This window comes from Agrobacterium radiobacter, assembly GCF_040801995.1.
Lineage (GTDB): Bacteria > Pseudomonadota > Alphaproteobacteria > Rhizobiales > Rhizobiaceae > Agrobacterium > Agrobacterium radiobacter.
In genome coordinates, this window is sequence record NZ_JBEGHX010000002.1 from 1571245 (window position 1) to 1584717 (window position 13473).

Annotated in this window: 16 protein-coding genes; 13 read left to right on the forward strand and 3 right to left on the reverse strand. The window is 61.8% G+C overall.

What is annotated here, in order from left to right:
• Positions 1-4 precede the first annotated feature (4 nt).
• The 3 genes from MRBLRC7O_RS21045 to MRBLRC7O_RS21055 are packed head-to-tail and all read right to left on the reverse strand — an operon-like array spanning position 5 to position 2525.
• Positions 5-595: a UbiX family flavin prenyltransferase gene (locus tag MRBLRC7O_RS21045; protein ID WP_031233462.1), complete on the reverse strand. Its 591-nt coding sequence runs from the start codon at positions 593-595 to the stop codon at positions 5-7.
• Complete coding sequence (locus tag MRBLRC7O_RS21050) at positions 592-2118, reverse strand: UbiD family decarboxylase (RefSeq protein WP_020809034.1); 1527 nt, start codon at positions 2116-2118, stop codon at positions 592-594. Before MRBLRC7O_RS21050 ends, MRBLRC7O_RS21045 begins: the two co-directional genes overlap by 4 nt.
• Positions 2119-2174: 56 nt before the next feature.
• A complete protein-coding gene (locus MRBLRC7O_RS21055) occupies positions 2175-2525 on the reverse strand; it encodes a DUF488 domain-containing protein (RefSeq protein WP_367727602.1) in 351 nt (116 codons plus the stop codon).
• 149 nt (positions 2526-2674) lie between these two features.
• Here MRBLRC7O_RS21055 and ubiT point away from each other — a divergent pair, with 149 nt between their 5' ends.
• The 13 genes from ubiT (at position 2675) to MRBLRC7O_RS21120 (ending at position 13471) form a co-directional block, all read left to right on the forward strand.
• On the forward strand, positions 2675-3190 hold the full coding sequence (gene ubiT / locus MRBLRC7O_RS21060) for a ubiquinone anaerobic biosynthesis accessory factor UbiT (protein WP_020809032.1): 516 nt from the start codon (positions 2675-2677) through the stop codon (positions 3188-3190).
• Positions 3181-4158, forward strand: coding sequence for a ubiquinone anaerobic biosynthesis protein UbiU (gene ubiU, locus MRBLRC7O_RS21065; RefSeq protein ID WP_003504676.1), 978 nt, complete (start codon positions 3181-3183; stop codon positions 4156-4158). The genes ubiT and ubiU overlap by 10 nt, the downstream gene beginning before the upstream one ends.
• A 5-nt stretch (positions 4159-4163) precedes the next feature.
• Positions 4164-5102, forward strand: coding sequence for a ubiquinone anaerobic biosynthesis protein UbiV (gene ubiV / locus MRBLRC7O_RS21070; protein ID WP_080865053.1), 939 nt, complete (start codon positions 4164-4166; stop codon positions 5100-5102).
• Entirely contained in the window at positions 5099-5482 is a 384-nt protein-coding gene (locus MRBLRC7O_RS21075; RefSeq protein ID WP_020809030.1) for a hypothetical protein, read from the forward strand. Before ubiV ends, MRBLRC7O_RS21075 begins: the two co-directional genes overlap by 4 nt.
• Positions 5483-5621: 139 nt before the next feature.
• Positions 5622-6608: an ABC transporter substrate-binding protein gene (locus MRBLRC7O_RS21080; protein ID WP_020809029.1), complete on the forward strand. Its 987-nt coding sequence runs from the start codon at positions 5622-5624 to the stop codon at positions 6606-6608.
• 5 nt (positions 6609-6613) lie between these two features.
• On the forward strand, positions 6614-7423 hold the full coding sequence (locus MRBLRC7O_RS21085) for an ABC transporter permease (protein ID WP_020809028.1): 810 nt from the start codon (positions 6614-6616) through the stop codon (positions 7421-7423).
• Positions 7420-8172 carry an ATP-binding cassette domain-containing protein gene (locus tag MRBLRC7O_RS21090; protein WP_020809027.1) on the forward strand — a complete coding sequence of 251 codons (753 nt, stop codon included), beginning with the start codon at positions 7420-7422 and terminating at the stop codon, positions 8170-8172. The genes MRBLRC7O_RS21085 and MRBLRC7O_RS21090 overlap by 4 nt, the downstream gene beginning before the upstream one ends.
• The gene (locus MRBLRC7O_RS21095) at positions 8169-9356 is read left to right on the forward strand and encodes an NnrS family protein (RefSeq protein ID WP_367727603.1); all 1188 of its coding nucleotides are present in this window, start codon (positions 8169-8171) and stop codon (positions 9354-9356) included. The genes MRBLRC7O_RS21090 and MRBLRC7O_RS21095 overlap by 4 nt, the downstream gene beginning before the upstream one ends.
• A 201-nt stretch (positions 9357-9557) precedes the next feature.
• Positions 9558-9743 (forward strand): periplasmic nitrate reductase, NapE protein, encoded by a 186-nt coding sequence (napE, locus tag MRBLRC7O_RS21100; protein WP_003504689.1) that lies wholly within the window; start codon positions 9558-9560, stop codon positions 9741-9743.
• Positions 9744-9750: 7 nt separating this feature from the next.
• The gene (locus MRBLRC7O_RS21105) at positions 9751-10251 is read left to right on the forward strand and encodes a ferredoxin-type protein NapF (protein ID WP_031233459.1); all 501 of its coding nucleotides are present in this window, start codon (positions 9751-9753) and stop codon (positions 10249-10251) included.
• Positions 10244-10531, forward strand: a complete 288-nt coding sequence (locus tag MRBLRC7O_RS21110; protein WP_003504694.1) for a chaperone NapD — start codon at positions 10244-10246, stop codon at positions 10529-10531. The genes MRBLRC7O_RS21105 and MRBLRC7O_RS21110 overlap by 8 nt, the downstream gene beginning before the upstream one ends.
• Positions 10506-13010, forward strand: a complete 2505-nt coding sequence (gene napA, locus MRBLRC7O_RS21115) for a periplasmic nitrate reductase subunit alpha (RefSeq protein ID WP_020809024.1) — start codon at positions 10506-10508, stop codon at positions 13008-13010. Before MRBLRC7O_RS21110 ends, napA begins: the two co-directional genes overlap by 26 nt.
• Positions 12980-13471 carry a nitrate reductase cytochrome c-type subunit gene (locus MRBLRC7O_RS21120; protein ID WP_077998774.1) on the forward strand — a complete coding sequence of 164 codons (492 nt, stop codon included), beginning with the start codon at positions 12980-12982 and terminating at the stop codon, positions 13469-13471. The genes napA and MRBLRC7O_RS21120 overlap by 31 nt, the downstream gene beginning before the upstream one ends.
• Positions 13472-13473: the final 2 nt, after the last annotated feature.

The window sequence follows — 13473 nt, forward strand, 5'->3', positions numbered from 1 at the left end:
TCGCTCAGGGCGCTTTCACAACATGTGGCTGCCATATAGTAGCCTGCGGCGCGGAAGCGATACCGAGCTGATCAATGGCGCGAGCGGCCATCTGGTCGACAATATCGGCGATGCTTTGCGGTCTGTTGTAAAAGGCCGGAACCGGCGGCATGACGGTGGCGCCCGCTTCCGTCACAGCGCACATGTTGCGCAGATGGATGAGATGCAGCGGCGTCTCGCGTGTCATCAGGATCAGCTTCCGGCGCTCCTTCAGATGCACATCGGCGGCGCGGGTGAGAAGATTGTCCGAAAACCCGGTTGCAATGGCCGCAAGTGTGCGCATGGAGCAGGGTGCAACGATCATGCCGGCTGTCGGGAAAGAGCCGCTGGCAATTGCCGCGCCGATGTCATCGACGGCGTGATTGACACTGGCGAGCGACAACATCCGCCCCATGGCTTGCGCACCTTCCTCATGCAGCACGGTGCGTCTGGCCGATTGCGACAGGACAAGATGGATTTCGACGCTTTTCATCCCGGCGAGGCGTTCAACGATGCGCAGGGCTATGCCGGCACCCGATGCGCCACTGACGCCCACCACCACACGACACGGGGTCATGGCCGTTCTCCAAGGCCGAGATCACGCCACATCACATCGACTTTCGCGATCACGTCAGGTGTCATTGATAGCACGCGGCCCCATTCACGCTCCGTCTCCGGCGGCAGCTTGCGGGTGGCATCCAGCCCCATCTTGCCGCCGAGCCCGGCTTTCGGCGAGGCGAAGTCGAGATAATCAATCGGCGTGTCGTCGATGATCGTTGTATCGCGCGAGGCGTCGAAACGGGTGGAGAGCGCCCAGACCACATCCGCCCAGTTGCGCACATCAATATCGGGATCGACCAGAATGATGAGTTTTACATAGCTGAACTGCGGCAGCATCGACCAAAGGCCCATCATCACCCGTTTTGCCTGCCCCGGATATCGTTTGTCGATCGAAGCGACCATCACGCGATAGGAACAGGCCTCCGGCGGCATCCACAGATCAACGATTTCCGCAAATTGTCTTTTGACGAGCGGCAGGAAAATCTCGAGCATGGCTTCGCCGAGAACCGAGGGTTCATCCGGCGGCCGGCCGGTATAGGTGGAAAGATAGATCGGATTGCGGCGCATGGTGATTGCCGATAGCGTCATGACCGGAAAGGCTTCGACGGAATTATAATAGCCGGTATGGTCGCCGTAAGGGCCTTCCAGCGCCGTTTCCTTTACTGAGACGGTGCCTTCCAGCACGATCTCGGCATTGGCGGGCACCGGCATCGGCACGGTCAAGGCTCTGGCGATGCGGCTTTTCATGCCGCGCAGCAGGCCGGAAAAGCCAAGCTCGCTGATATGTTCGGGAAGCGGCATGACGGCGGCGAGAATGGTGGCGGGATCAGTGCCGATGGCGATGGTGATGGGCATATCCAGCCCGCGCGCCTGCCACAGCCGGTGGTGATGTGCCCCGCCACGATGAGCCAGCCAGCGCATGATCACCCTGTCCGGCCCAAGCGTCTGCATGCGGTAGATGCCGACATTGATATCGTCGGGATCATCAGGCGAACGGGTGATGACCAGCGGCCAGGTGATGAGCGGGGCCGGTTCGCCCGGCCAGCACCATTGCACCGGCAGGTGGGCAAGGTCGACTGCATCTCCCGTCAGCACCCTTTCCTGCACCGGCGCGCGGGAGACGTTGCGTGGCCGCATGGAAAGTGCTGCCCGGAGCAAAGGCAGCTTGCTCCAGGCCTCTGCCATGGTTTTCGGCGGCCGCGGCTCGCGCAATTCTGCCAGCTTCGCGCCAAGCGTGGGCAGGCCGCCCGTTTCCAGCCCGAGCCCCCATTCGATGCGTTGACGCGTGCCGAACAGATTGGCAAGCAGCGGCATCTCCCGCACCTTGCCCTCGTGGTCGACGGGTTGCTCGAACAGCAGCGCCGGCCCGCCCTCGGCGAGCACGCGGTGGTGGATTTCGGTGATCTCGTGCACCAGCGAGACCGGCTGGCGGATTCGCCGCAGCTGCCCACGCTCTTCCAGCAGCCGGACGAAACCGCGCAGATCGGCAGCGCGGGCGGGTTTCTCTTCTGTCTTTGTGTCTGTCGGTTCGTCTCTCATGCCGCTTGTTTGCCGGTGGCAGTGGGGCATGTCCTTGCGCTGCCGCAAATGCGGGTTCAGTGCGAACGAAGATTGTCGGCGAGAACGAGGGCGTGGTTGTGTTCGGTATCGTGGGCGGCATAAAGCAGTGTGACCCGGCCTTTCGTCATCAGCTCCTTCATCTGGGCCACGGCATCGGGGTTGGCCGCCAGTTCCTCATGATAGTGCCGGGTGAATTCGGCAAAGCGCGATGGCATATGGGAGAAGTTCTTTCGCAATTCGTTGCTGGGCGCGATCGCCTTCAGCCATAGCGACAGTTTTGCATCTTCCTTACGCATGCCGCGCGGCCAGAGCCGGTCCACCAGAACGCGCGTGCCGTCATCGTCGCTGGCGGGTTCGTAAACCCGTTTGACCCTTATATCGGACATGGGCGACCTCCTTCGCTTGGCAAGTCCGTGATCTATAGCGCTTTTCACGGTTTCACGCCGGAAAATTACCCTGTCTTTGCGTTCGCTCAAACCGCCATCCGTGCGCCACGGTTAGGTTGCCGCCCGCAACAGAGCCGACAGGACCCTTCATGAGACCTTTTCCCGCCGCCATCGCCACCCCCTTGAATTTTCTGCCGATTGCCGTGGTGCAGCGAGCGACGGCGGCGATGCTGGCGCAGATCATGAAGCGGCATCCGAATATGTTCGTCCGGCTCGGCGAACATCGCAACAAGCGCTACGCTTTTCTGCCTGTCGATCTCCCCTTCGCCTTCATGGTCGAACCCGCAAGTCCTGCCATCACCGTCAGCCGAAAGGGCCGCCTGCCCAAGACGGACGCGGCGGTCGAGGGACCGCTTTTCATGCTGCTTGCGCTGATGGAGGGGCGGCAGGATGCCGATGCGCTGTTCTTTTCGCGTGATCTGAGCGTCACCGGCGACATGGAGGCGATGCTGGCGCTGCGCAATGCGCTTGATGACAGCGGTATCGATCTGCCGCGTGACCTCGGTGCATTTGCCGGGCCTTTCGCGCCCGTGGTAACGCGTGTCGCGAACCGTCTGCGCGGCCACGTTCTGTCCGAAACGCGGGGAGAGCAGGCATGGAACTGATCTGTCCTGCGGGAACGCCCGCCGCCTTTCGTGAGGCCGTGGATGCCGGGGCGGACGCCGTCTATTGCGGCTTTCGTGATGAAACCAACGCCCGCAATTTTCCCGGCCTCAATTTTTCCCGCGAAGAGCTGGCCGACGCCATCACTTACGCGAAGAAACGCGGTGTCCAGACCTTTGTGGCGCTCAACACCTTCATGCGCGCCGGTAATGAGGATATCTGGTATCGCGGCGCGGCCGATGCCGTGAAGGCGGGGGCTGACGCGCTTATCCTCGCCGATTTCGGCCTGATGGCGCATGTGGCGGAAAACCATCCGCAGCAGCGCATCCACGTCTCGGTACAGGCCTCCGCCTCCAATGCCGATGCGGTCAATTTTCTCGTCGATGCCTTCGGCGCGAAACGGGTGGTGCTGCCGCGCACCCTGACGATTTCCGACATCGCCCGGCTGGCGCGGCAAATCCGCTGCGAAATCGAAATCTTCGTGTTCGGCGGTCTCTGCGTCATGGCAGAAGGGCGGTGCTCGCTGTCCTCCTATGCCACAGGCAAATCACCCAACATGAACGGCGTCTGCTCGCCGGCAAGCCATGTGCATTACCGGCAGGATGGGCAGGAGCTGGTGTCGGAACTCGGTGATTACACCATCAACCGCTTTCCGGCGGGGGAGGCGGCGGGTTACCCGACGCTGTGCAAGGGCCGTTTCGAGATTGCCGATGACAAGTCCTATGCCTTCGAGGATCCGGTATCGCTTGACGTGATGGACCAGATCGATGCGCTGCGCGAGGCGGGGGTCAGCGCGCTGAAGATCGAGGGTCGCCAGCGCGGCAAGGCCTATGTGGCGGAAGTGGTTTCCACCCTGCACCGGGCGCTTTCCGCCGGTGCCGAAGAGCGCGGCAGGCTGCTCTCACGCCTGCGGCTCTTAAGTGAAGGCCAGCGCACCACCGTTGGCGCTTATGAGAAACGCTGGAGATGAAGGCGATGGTAAAACCCGCAAAGGCCACTCTGGCGCTCGGCCCGGTCCTTTATCTCTGGCAGGGCGAGAAATGGCGAGATTTCTATTTCCGCATCGCCGATGAGGCGCCCGTCAGCCATGTCTATCTCGGCGAGACCGTCTGTTCCAAACGGTTTCATTTCACCGAGCCGCATCTGGCAGAGGTGATCGAGCGGCTGGAGAACGCCGGAAAACAGGTGGTCCTCTCGACGCTTTCACTGGTGACGCTGGAACGGGAAAGCCGCCAGCTGCGCGGCCTGATCGCCGATAGTCCCTATCCCGTCGAGGCGAATGACCTTTCCGCCCTTGGCATGCTGCATGGCGCGCCGCACGTCGTCGGGCCGATGGTGAATGTCTATAATGCCGCGACCGCGCGGCTGCTCTCCTCGCGCGGGGCAAGCGCCATCTGCCTGCCGCCGGAACTGCCGATGATCTCGGTGGAGCGCATCGTGGCGGAGACGCCTGATGTGGACTTCGAAATCTTCGCCTTCGGCCGCCTGCCGCTCGCCATTTCGGCGCGCTGCGCCCATGCCCGCGCCAGGGGCAATATCAAGGATAATTGCCAGTTCGTCTGCGGCGACGATCCGGATGGATTGCCGGTCCGCACGCTTGACCGGCAATCATTTCTGGCGCTGAACGGAGTGCAGACAGTGTCGCACACCTGCCAGTCGCTGCTTGGCGAATTGCAGGATCTGGCCGCTGCCGGCATCGCCCGCTTCCGCCTCTCGCCGCAGGATTGCGACATGGTGGCGGTGGCGCAGATCCATGACGACGTTCTGACCGGCAGGCGGGGTGCGGAAGATGGTCTTGCCCGTCTCAGCCAAATCTATCCGGACGTGCCTTTTTCCAATGGTTTTCACCACGGGCAGGAAGGGGCGGCCTGGATCGCCCGCGCCCGCAACACGGCGCATGGGGTGAATGCATGACGACGAACGGAAAAAACGCGCAACCACAGTCTGCGGCAGCGCCGGGCGGGGCGGATATCGCGGCGGCGATCCATCTCGTGCGTAACGTGGTTTTGCAAAGCGCGCTCGATTGCGACTGCCGTGACAAGGTGCACGAGGCGCTGCGCGAGCTTGAGGATTTCGAGCGCCAGCGCAATGTCGTCAAGCTCCTTGCCGCCGCCCGCGAGGAGCGGCGCAAGATCGGGCTTCTAGCCGATATGCTGTCGGATTTTGCCGAGGACGATACGGTCGATGAAGGCGTCGTCGAAACGGCGAGCCTGATGTTTCTCGATATCGCCGCCGCCGCGCAGGAGGGTTCGCGCATTCTGCGAGAGGCCCGGTCTCTTAAAACATGCAAATAGCCCCTTGCTTCCGGTGCTGTTTGATCCTGCGCAAAGAGCACCCGCTTGCAAAATGTCATTTCCGGGTTGGTGACGCTCCGGGCCGCAAGGCTGGTTGTGCGGCATCGGGGCGCTTCCGGCGCGAACAAGGATCAGGACCATGGCCCATCATCTCACCCGTCGTCAGGCTCTTTCGGCCCTTTCCGGTTTCACGGTGGCGACGCTTGCCGCACCGCATATTCTGAAAGCCGAGACACCGCTCACCTTTTACGGGCCTCCCGCCGCGCCGTCCGCCGTGCTGGCCCATGCCGTAAAAGGCGGGTTCCTGAAGGACGTTGCGCCTGAAGCCGTCTTCAAGGCCTGGAAAACGCCGGATGAAATGCGCGCGGCCGTTGCCTCCGGCTCCATGGGGGCGGTGGTGATGCCGAGTTATGGCGCCGCCAATCTCCATAATCGCGGCCTCGGCCTCGGGCTGCTCAACGTGCTGACCACGGGTCTGCTCTATATCGTTTCGAAAGACGAGACGCTGAACTCCCTGAAAAGCCTTTCCGGCAAGACGCTCGCTTTGCCGTTCAAGAATGATATGCCCGATTTCGTGCTGCATCGCCTTGTTGCCGAAAACGGCTTGAAGTCCGGCGACATCAAGCTGGAATATGCCGCCTCGCCGCCGGAAGCTGTGCAATTGCTGCTGACGGGCAGGGTGGATGCGGCGCTGCTCAGCGAACCGGCCGCAACCGCTGTGCTGATCAAGGCGAAGTCGTTTTTCATGACCGTCCACCGCACCATCGATATCCAGCAGGAATGGGCGAAGGTGGCCGGCAAGGCCGAAATCCCGCAGGCCGGTCTCGCCTTGACGTCGCAGGTTCAGCAAAAGCTCGGCAAGTCCGGCATAGAGGCTCTACAGGCCGCCATGGAGGCGGCGCTCGCCAGCGCCATCGCCGACCCGAAGACGGCGGCCGATGCCGTCGCCGAAGCCCTGGGCTTTCCGCCTGACATCATCGCTGCCTCCTTCCCGACTAGCCATCTATGTGCGCTGAAGGCGAGTGCTGCGCGTACCGATCTTGAGGCGTTTTACGATGAACTCGCCAAGGCCGGCCCCGCGATCATCGGCGGTCGGCGGCCGGATGACGGTTTTTATCTGGTGTAGCAGGCATGAACCGCATTCTCGAAAGTCTTGGCTGGATGGGCCGCTATCTCTGGGCGGGCTGGGCGGGGCTTTCGGGTATTTTCTGCTTTCTCGCCGCCTGGCAGGCCGGGCATGAAATTTATGGCTCCTTCATCCTGCCTTCGCCGGGTGAGACCTTCGCGGCTATCGGAGTGCTTGCGGCGAGGCCGGATTTCTTCGCGATCCTGTCGCAGAGCGCGGTCAGGGCCCTGACCGGTTTCACCATTGCGGCGGGCATCGGCACCGTCGCCGGCGTGATGGCGGGTTACTCCTTCGCGGCCATGCGGCTGATGAAGCCTGTTGTCACCGTCCTGCTCGGCGTTCCGCCCATAGGCTGGATCGTGCTGGCGCTGATCTGGTTCGGTTCCTCCGGCGGCACTGCCGTCATGACCGTTGTCATCGCATCGGCTCCCGTTTCCTTTGCCGGTGCATTGGAAGGTGTCGCCAAGCGGGATCGTCAGCTGGAGGTGATGGCGCAGGCCTTCGGTGCTCCATGGTTTTACCGGTTGCGCACCGTCACCATGCCGCATGTGCTTTCCTATCTCTTTCCCGCCTGGACCACGACGGCCGGCAGTGCGTGGAAAGTCACTGTCATGGCCGAGCTTCTGTCGAATTCCGGCGGCATTGGCGGCGAACTGGCCACCGCACGCGCGCTGTTCGATATCGCGCAGGTCAGCGCCTGGCTCACCATCACCGTCGCGCTGGCGCTGCTCACCGATTACGGCCTGCTGCATCTGCTGCGCGAAGCGCTGGAACGCTGGCGCGCCGCCGGGCTGCCATGGGGTGTCAAACGATGAGCGATCATTCCAACCTGCGTTTTGAACATGTCGGCCACGCCTTTTTAGGTCGCAGCCTGTTCGAGAATTTCGACCTGAGCATAGCGCTGGGGGAAACCGTGGCGCTGCTTGGCCCTTCCGGCAGCGGCAAGACGACGATCCTGCAGATCGCGGCTGGCATCATCGATCCCGTTCGCGGCCGCGTGCATCGTCGATATCGCCGGCAGGGTCTGGTCTTTCAGGAACCGCGGCTGCTGCCATGGATGACGCTGATCGACAATATAGCCTACGGCCTTGCGGCCACCGGCATGCCGAAACGGGAACGCCGTGAAAGGGCTGGGTGTTTTGCGCTCGAAGTTGGGCTGGAAGAAGCGGATTTCGGCAAATATCCGGTCGAGCTTTCCGGCGGCATGCGCCAGCGCGCCGGTGTGGCGCGGGCGCTGGCGGTGGAGCCGGACATGCTGTTTCTGGACGAACCTTTCAGCGCCGTCGATGTCGGCCTGCGACGCCATTTGCAGGAGCTTCTGGTGGGTACCGCCCGCAGGCGCGGTTTCTCCACCCTTCTTGTCACCCATGATCTTCATGAAGCGCTGATGGTGGCCGACAGGCTGATCGTGCTTTCAGGCATGGACGGCCGCGTGGTTGCCGCTCACAAGCCTTCCGGCTCGCCGGGCGGGCGCATGGCGCGGGCGGTGTTCGATGAAGCGGAACGCCTGGCCGAGAGCCCGGCCTTTGCCGAACTGTTTTCGGCGAGGGAGCGGGTCAGATGAGGCCGCCGCCGATCCTTTCCGAAGCCCTGCGGCTGTTTTTTCCTCTGGCCGCCATGCATGGCGCGGTCTGGCCGTTTTTGTGGGTGGTTATCGGCGGTTATGGCCTGCCTTTCGCCGATGCCGTGCCTGCCTCGCAATGGCACGCCCATGAGATGATTTTTGGCACCTATGGCATGGCGCTTGCGAGTTTCCTCGGGTCGGCGGCGCCGGAATGGACGGATACGAAACCGGCGCAGGGGAGAGCGCTGGTCCATCTTGCCTGCCTCTGGCTGCCGGGCCGCATCATCGGTGTCTTGGGGGCTGATGCGTGGAGCCTGCTGGCCGGCTTTTTTGATATGGCTTTTCTGCTGGCGCTCTCTGCCCTCATCGGCAGGGCAATGCTGGCGCGGCGCACGGTGAAGCACCTGACATTTCTCATCTGGCTTCTTCTTTTCGCGGCGACGGAAGCGGGTGTGCGTTATGGCTGGTGGGCCGGCGATCTCGCATTCGCATCCCGCTGCCTGGAAGTGGCGCTGTGCATCTTCATCGTGCTGTTTTCGCTCTCGGCAGCCCGCATCAATGTGGTCGTCATCAATCTGGCGCTCGATCCAAGCGGAGAGACCACGCCTTACCGGCCGCATCCCGGCCGCCAGCACATGGCGGGCGCCATGGTGACGATTTATATGGCGGCGAGGCTCGCCTTTCCGCAAAGCGATGTCTGCGCCTGGCTAGCGCTTGCGGCCGGTGCGGCGTTTTTCGACCGGCTGGCCGAATGGTTCATCGGGCGTGCGGTCTTCAGGACCGAGGTGCTGCTGCTCGGCCTTGGCAACGCCTTTGCCGGCGCGGGATTTCTGGCGCTCGGGGCGACACGGCTCGGTTTTTCCGTCACGCCCGCCGCAGGGCTGCATCTCCTGTCTGTCGGGGCGCTTGGATGCGCTGTCATGGCGGTTTTCATCATCGCCGGGCTTCGGCACACGGGCCGCAATCTGGCGTCTCTGCCTTGGCAGGCCCATGCGGCGGCGGCCCTGATGGTGGCGGCCGGGCTGATCCGCATCCTGTCTGAGTTCGATTTCGCCGCGATCCTGTCACCCTATCATCATGGTCTCAGTGCAATGCTCTGGGCGGCGAGTTTCGGCATCTGGCTGCAGGGTTTTCTGCCCTTCATGCGCGCGCCGGGAATGGACGATACGGGAGCCTGCGGATGAGAGCGAGATTCCCGCAGCAGGCGCATTCAACCGTTTTTACGTCGACTGTTTATTTTTTCAGCAAAAGCACAATGCGAAATCAGTGACTTAGGTGAGCCGTCTTGATGAATGTTAGTTTTGATAAATAATCAATAAAATCAAGTGGTTGAATATTTCCGTCTTTTAGCCGATGATGACTCGAAACGAATAGGAAACGCGAATATGCCTAAAATAGTCGCGCCTCAACACACAGATGAAAAGCCTGGCCGGACGAGGGAACTTGTGACCTTCGCCGTTCTGGCCTTTGGAATTTGGCCCGTTCTGGCGGTCGGATTTGTCGGGGCTTATGGCTTTATCGTCTGGATGTTCCAGATCATTTACGGCCCTCCGGGGCCGCCCGGTCATTGAGGGCGCCATGATGATGGAAGCCTCCCTCAGCCGGCGCGATTTGCTGCGCGGCGGGCAAAAACATAGACCACGCATCTGTCCCCCCGGGGTCGCGTTGAGCGACCTCACCGCTTGTAGCGGTTGCGCAAAATGTGTCGAAGCCTGTCCCACCGGCATCATTGCCATGGTGGGCGGTTTGCCTTCGGTGGATTTTTCCGTCGGGGAATGCACCTTTTGCGGCAAATGCGCCGAAGCCTGTCCGGAACCGGTGTTTGCCGTCCCTGCTGCCCAACGCTTCGATCATGTCATGGCGATCGGTAAAGGCTGTCTCGCCTTCGGCAATATTGATTGCCAGGCCTGCCGCGATGCCTGCCCGACCGAGGCCATCCGGTTTCGCCCGCGCCGCGGCGGTCCCTTCGTGCCTGAACTTATCGAACAAGCCTGCACCGGCTGCGGGGCCTGCGTGTCCGTCTGCCCGGCCGGTGTGATCGAGATCAAGGAAACAGCCACGGAGATGCAATATGCCTGAAAATACAGGGCGGTATCATGTTTCAAGCGCCGTGGTGGCGGTGATGCCGCAGATGCGCGACGCCGTGCTCGCAACGCTTTTAACGCTCGATAATGTCGAGGTTCATGGCGAGGGCAACGGCAAGATCGTCATCGTCATCGATGGCACGAGCACCGGCATGCTGGGCGATACGCTCACTTATATTTCGACACTCGACGGTGTGATTGCCGCCAACATGGTTTTCGAACACGTCGATACAGAGGAGACAGGCGGCGATGAGCAGCGAACTGACGCGGCGTGATCTATTGAAGGCGCATGCCGCCGGCATTGCGGCGGCAACGGCGGGCATTGCGCTTCCGGCGGCCGCACAGCCGGTGCCGGGCGGCGTTTCCGCCTTGCAGATCAAATGGTCGAAGGCGCCCTGTCGTTTCTGCGGCACGGGCTGCGGCGTCATGGTCGGCGTCAAGGAAGGCAAGGTCGTCGCCACCCATGGCGACATGCAGGCGGAGGTCAATCGTGGCCTCAACTGCATCAAGGGCTATTTCCTGTCCAAGATCATGTATGGCAAGGACCGCCTGCAGACCCCGTTGCTGCGCAAGAAGAACGGCGTCTACGCCAAGGATGGCGAGTTCGAGCCGGTAAGCTGGGACGAGGCCTTCGACGTGATGGCCGCGCAGTGCAAGCGGGTGCTGAAGGAAAAGGGACCGACGGCGGTGGGCATGTTCGGTTCCGGCCAGTGGACGATCTTCGAGGGTTATGCCGCGACCAAGCTGATGCGCGCCGGCTTCCGCTCCAACAATCTCGATCCCAATGCCCGTCACTGCATGGCGTCTGCTGCCTATGCCTTCATGCGCACCTTCGGCATGGATGAGCCGATGGGCTGTTACGACGATTTCGAACATGCCGATGCCTTTGTGCTCTGGGGTTCGAACATGGCGGAAATGCACCCCATTTTGTGGACGCGTATCGCCGACCGGCGCCTGGGGTTCGACCATGTGAAGGTGGCGGTGCTTTCGACCTTCACCCATCGCAGCATGGACCTTGCCGATATCCCGATGGTCTTCAAGCCGGGTACGGATCTCGTCATCCTCAATTATATCGCCAACCACATTATCAAGACCGGACGCGTCAACGAGGATTTCGTGAAGAACCACACGAAATTCGTGCGCGGCGTCACCGATATCGGTTACGGCCTGCGGCCGGACAACCCGGTGGAGGTGAATGCCGCCAATTCCGCTGATCCGACCAAGACGGAAGCGATCGATTTCGAGACCTTCAAGGAGTTCGTCTCCGAATACACGCTGGAAAAAACCGCCGCCATGACCGGCGTGGAAGCCGGTTTTCTGGAAGAACTGGCCGAGCTTTATGCCGACCCGAAACGCAAGGTCATGTCGCTCTGGACCATGGGGTTCAACCAGCATGTTCGCGGCGTCTGGGCCAACCAGATGGTCTATAACATTCATCTGCTGACGGGAAAGATTTCCGAGCCGGGCAACAGCCCGTTCTCGCTCACCGGCCAGCCCTCGGCCTGCGGCACGGCGCGTGAGGTCGGAACCTTCGCCCATCGCCTGCCGGCCGACATGACGGTGACCAACCCCGAACACCGCAAACATGCGGAAGAAATCTGGCGCATCCCGCACGGCATTATCCCGGAAAAGCCGGGTTATCACGCCGTGCAGCAGGACCGCATGCTGCACGACGGCAAGCTGAATTTTTACTGGGTGCAGGTCAATAACAACGTACAGGCAGGTCCCAACACCAAGAACGAGACCTATCAGGGCTATCGAAATCCCGAAAACTTCATCGTGGTCTCGGATGCCTATCCGACCATCACGGCCATGAGCGCCGACCTCATTCTGCCCGCCGCCATGTGGGTGGAAAAGGAAGGGGCCTATGGCAATGCCGAGCGGCGCACCCATGTCTGGCACCAGCTGGTCGAGGCCTCGGGTGAGGCGCGTTCCGATCTCTGGCAGCTGGTGGAATTTTCCAAGCGCTTCACCACCGATGAAGTGTGGCCGGCGGAGATACTCGACGCCAATCCCGCCTATCGCGGCAAGACGCTTTATGAGGTTCTCTTCAAGGACAGCGATGTCGGCAAGTTCCCGCTGAGCGAGATCAACGCGGATTACCAGAACCAGGAATCCAAGGATTTCGGTTTCTATCTGCAGAAGGGCCTCTTCGAGGAATATGCCGCCTTCGGGCGCGGCCACGGCCATGATCTTGCGCCTTACGATGCCTATCACGAGGTGCGCGGCATGCGCTGGCCTGTGGTGGACGGCAAGGAAACGCTGTGGCGTTACCGCGAGGGTTACGACCCCTATGTCAAACCCGGCGAGGGCGTGAAATTCTACGGCAACAAGGACGGCAAGGCGGTCATCATCGCCGTGCCCTATGAGCCGCCGGCCGAATCCCCCGACGACGAATTCGATACCTGGCTGGTGACGGGCCGCGTGCTGGAGCACTGGCATTCCGGTTCCATGACCATGCGCGTGCCGGAACTCTACAAGGCTTTCCCCGGCGCCCGCTGTTTCATGAATGCCGATGATGCGCGCAAGCGCGGGCTCAATCAGGGAGCGGAAATCCGCATCGTCTCGCGCCGCGGCGAAATCCGCTCCCGCGTGGAAACGCGCGGACGCAACCGCATGCCGCCCGGTGTCATCTTCGTTCCCTGGTTCGATGCCAGCCAGCTCATCAACAAGGTGACGCTCGACGCAACCGATCCCATCTCCAAGCAGACGGATTTCAAGAAATGCGCAGTCAAGATAGAGCCAGTCGCATGATCAGGAAACACGGATGGATGGTCGCCACGCTTCTGGTGGTCGCGGTGGCGACGGGTGCCGCTGCGCAGATGGTGCCGGAATTGTCCGGCCCGCGCGGTGACGCCATGCGCACCGAGCCCGCCAAACCTCTGCCGAAATGGGTGATCGACGACTTCAGGCGCATGCGCGCCTATCCGGAACAGCCGCCGGTCATTCCCCATTCCATCGACGGCTACCAGCTTTCGGTCAATGCCAACCGTTGCCTGTCCTGTCATAAGCGCGAATTCACGCAGGATTCCGGCGCGCCGATGATCAGCGTGACGCATTACATGACGCGCGAAGGCCAGATGCTGGCGGATGTTTCGCCGCGCCGTTATTTCTGCACAGCCTGCCATGTGCCGCAGGCTGATACGCGACCGCTCGTGCCCAACACGTTTCAGGACATGAGCGAAATGGGCGTCAAACCGGCGGGTAGCGAATGATG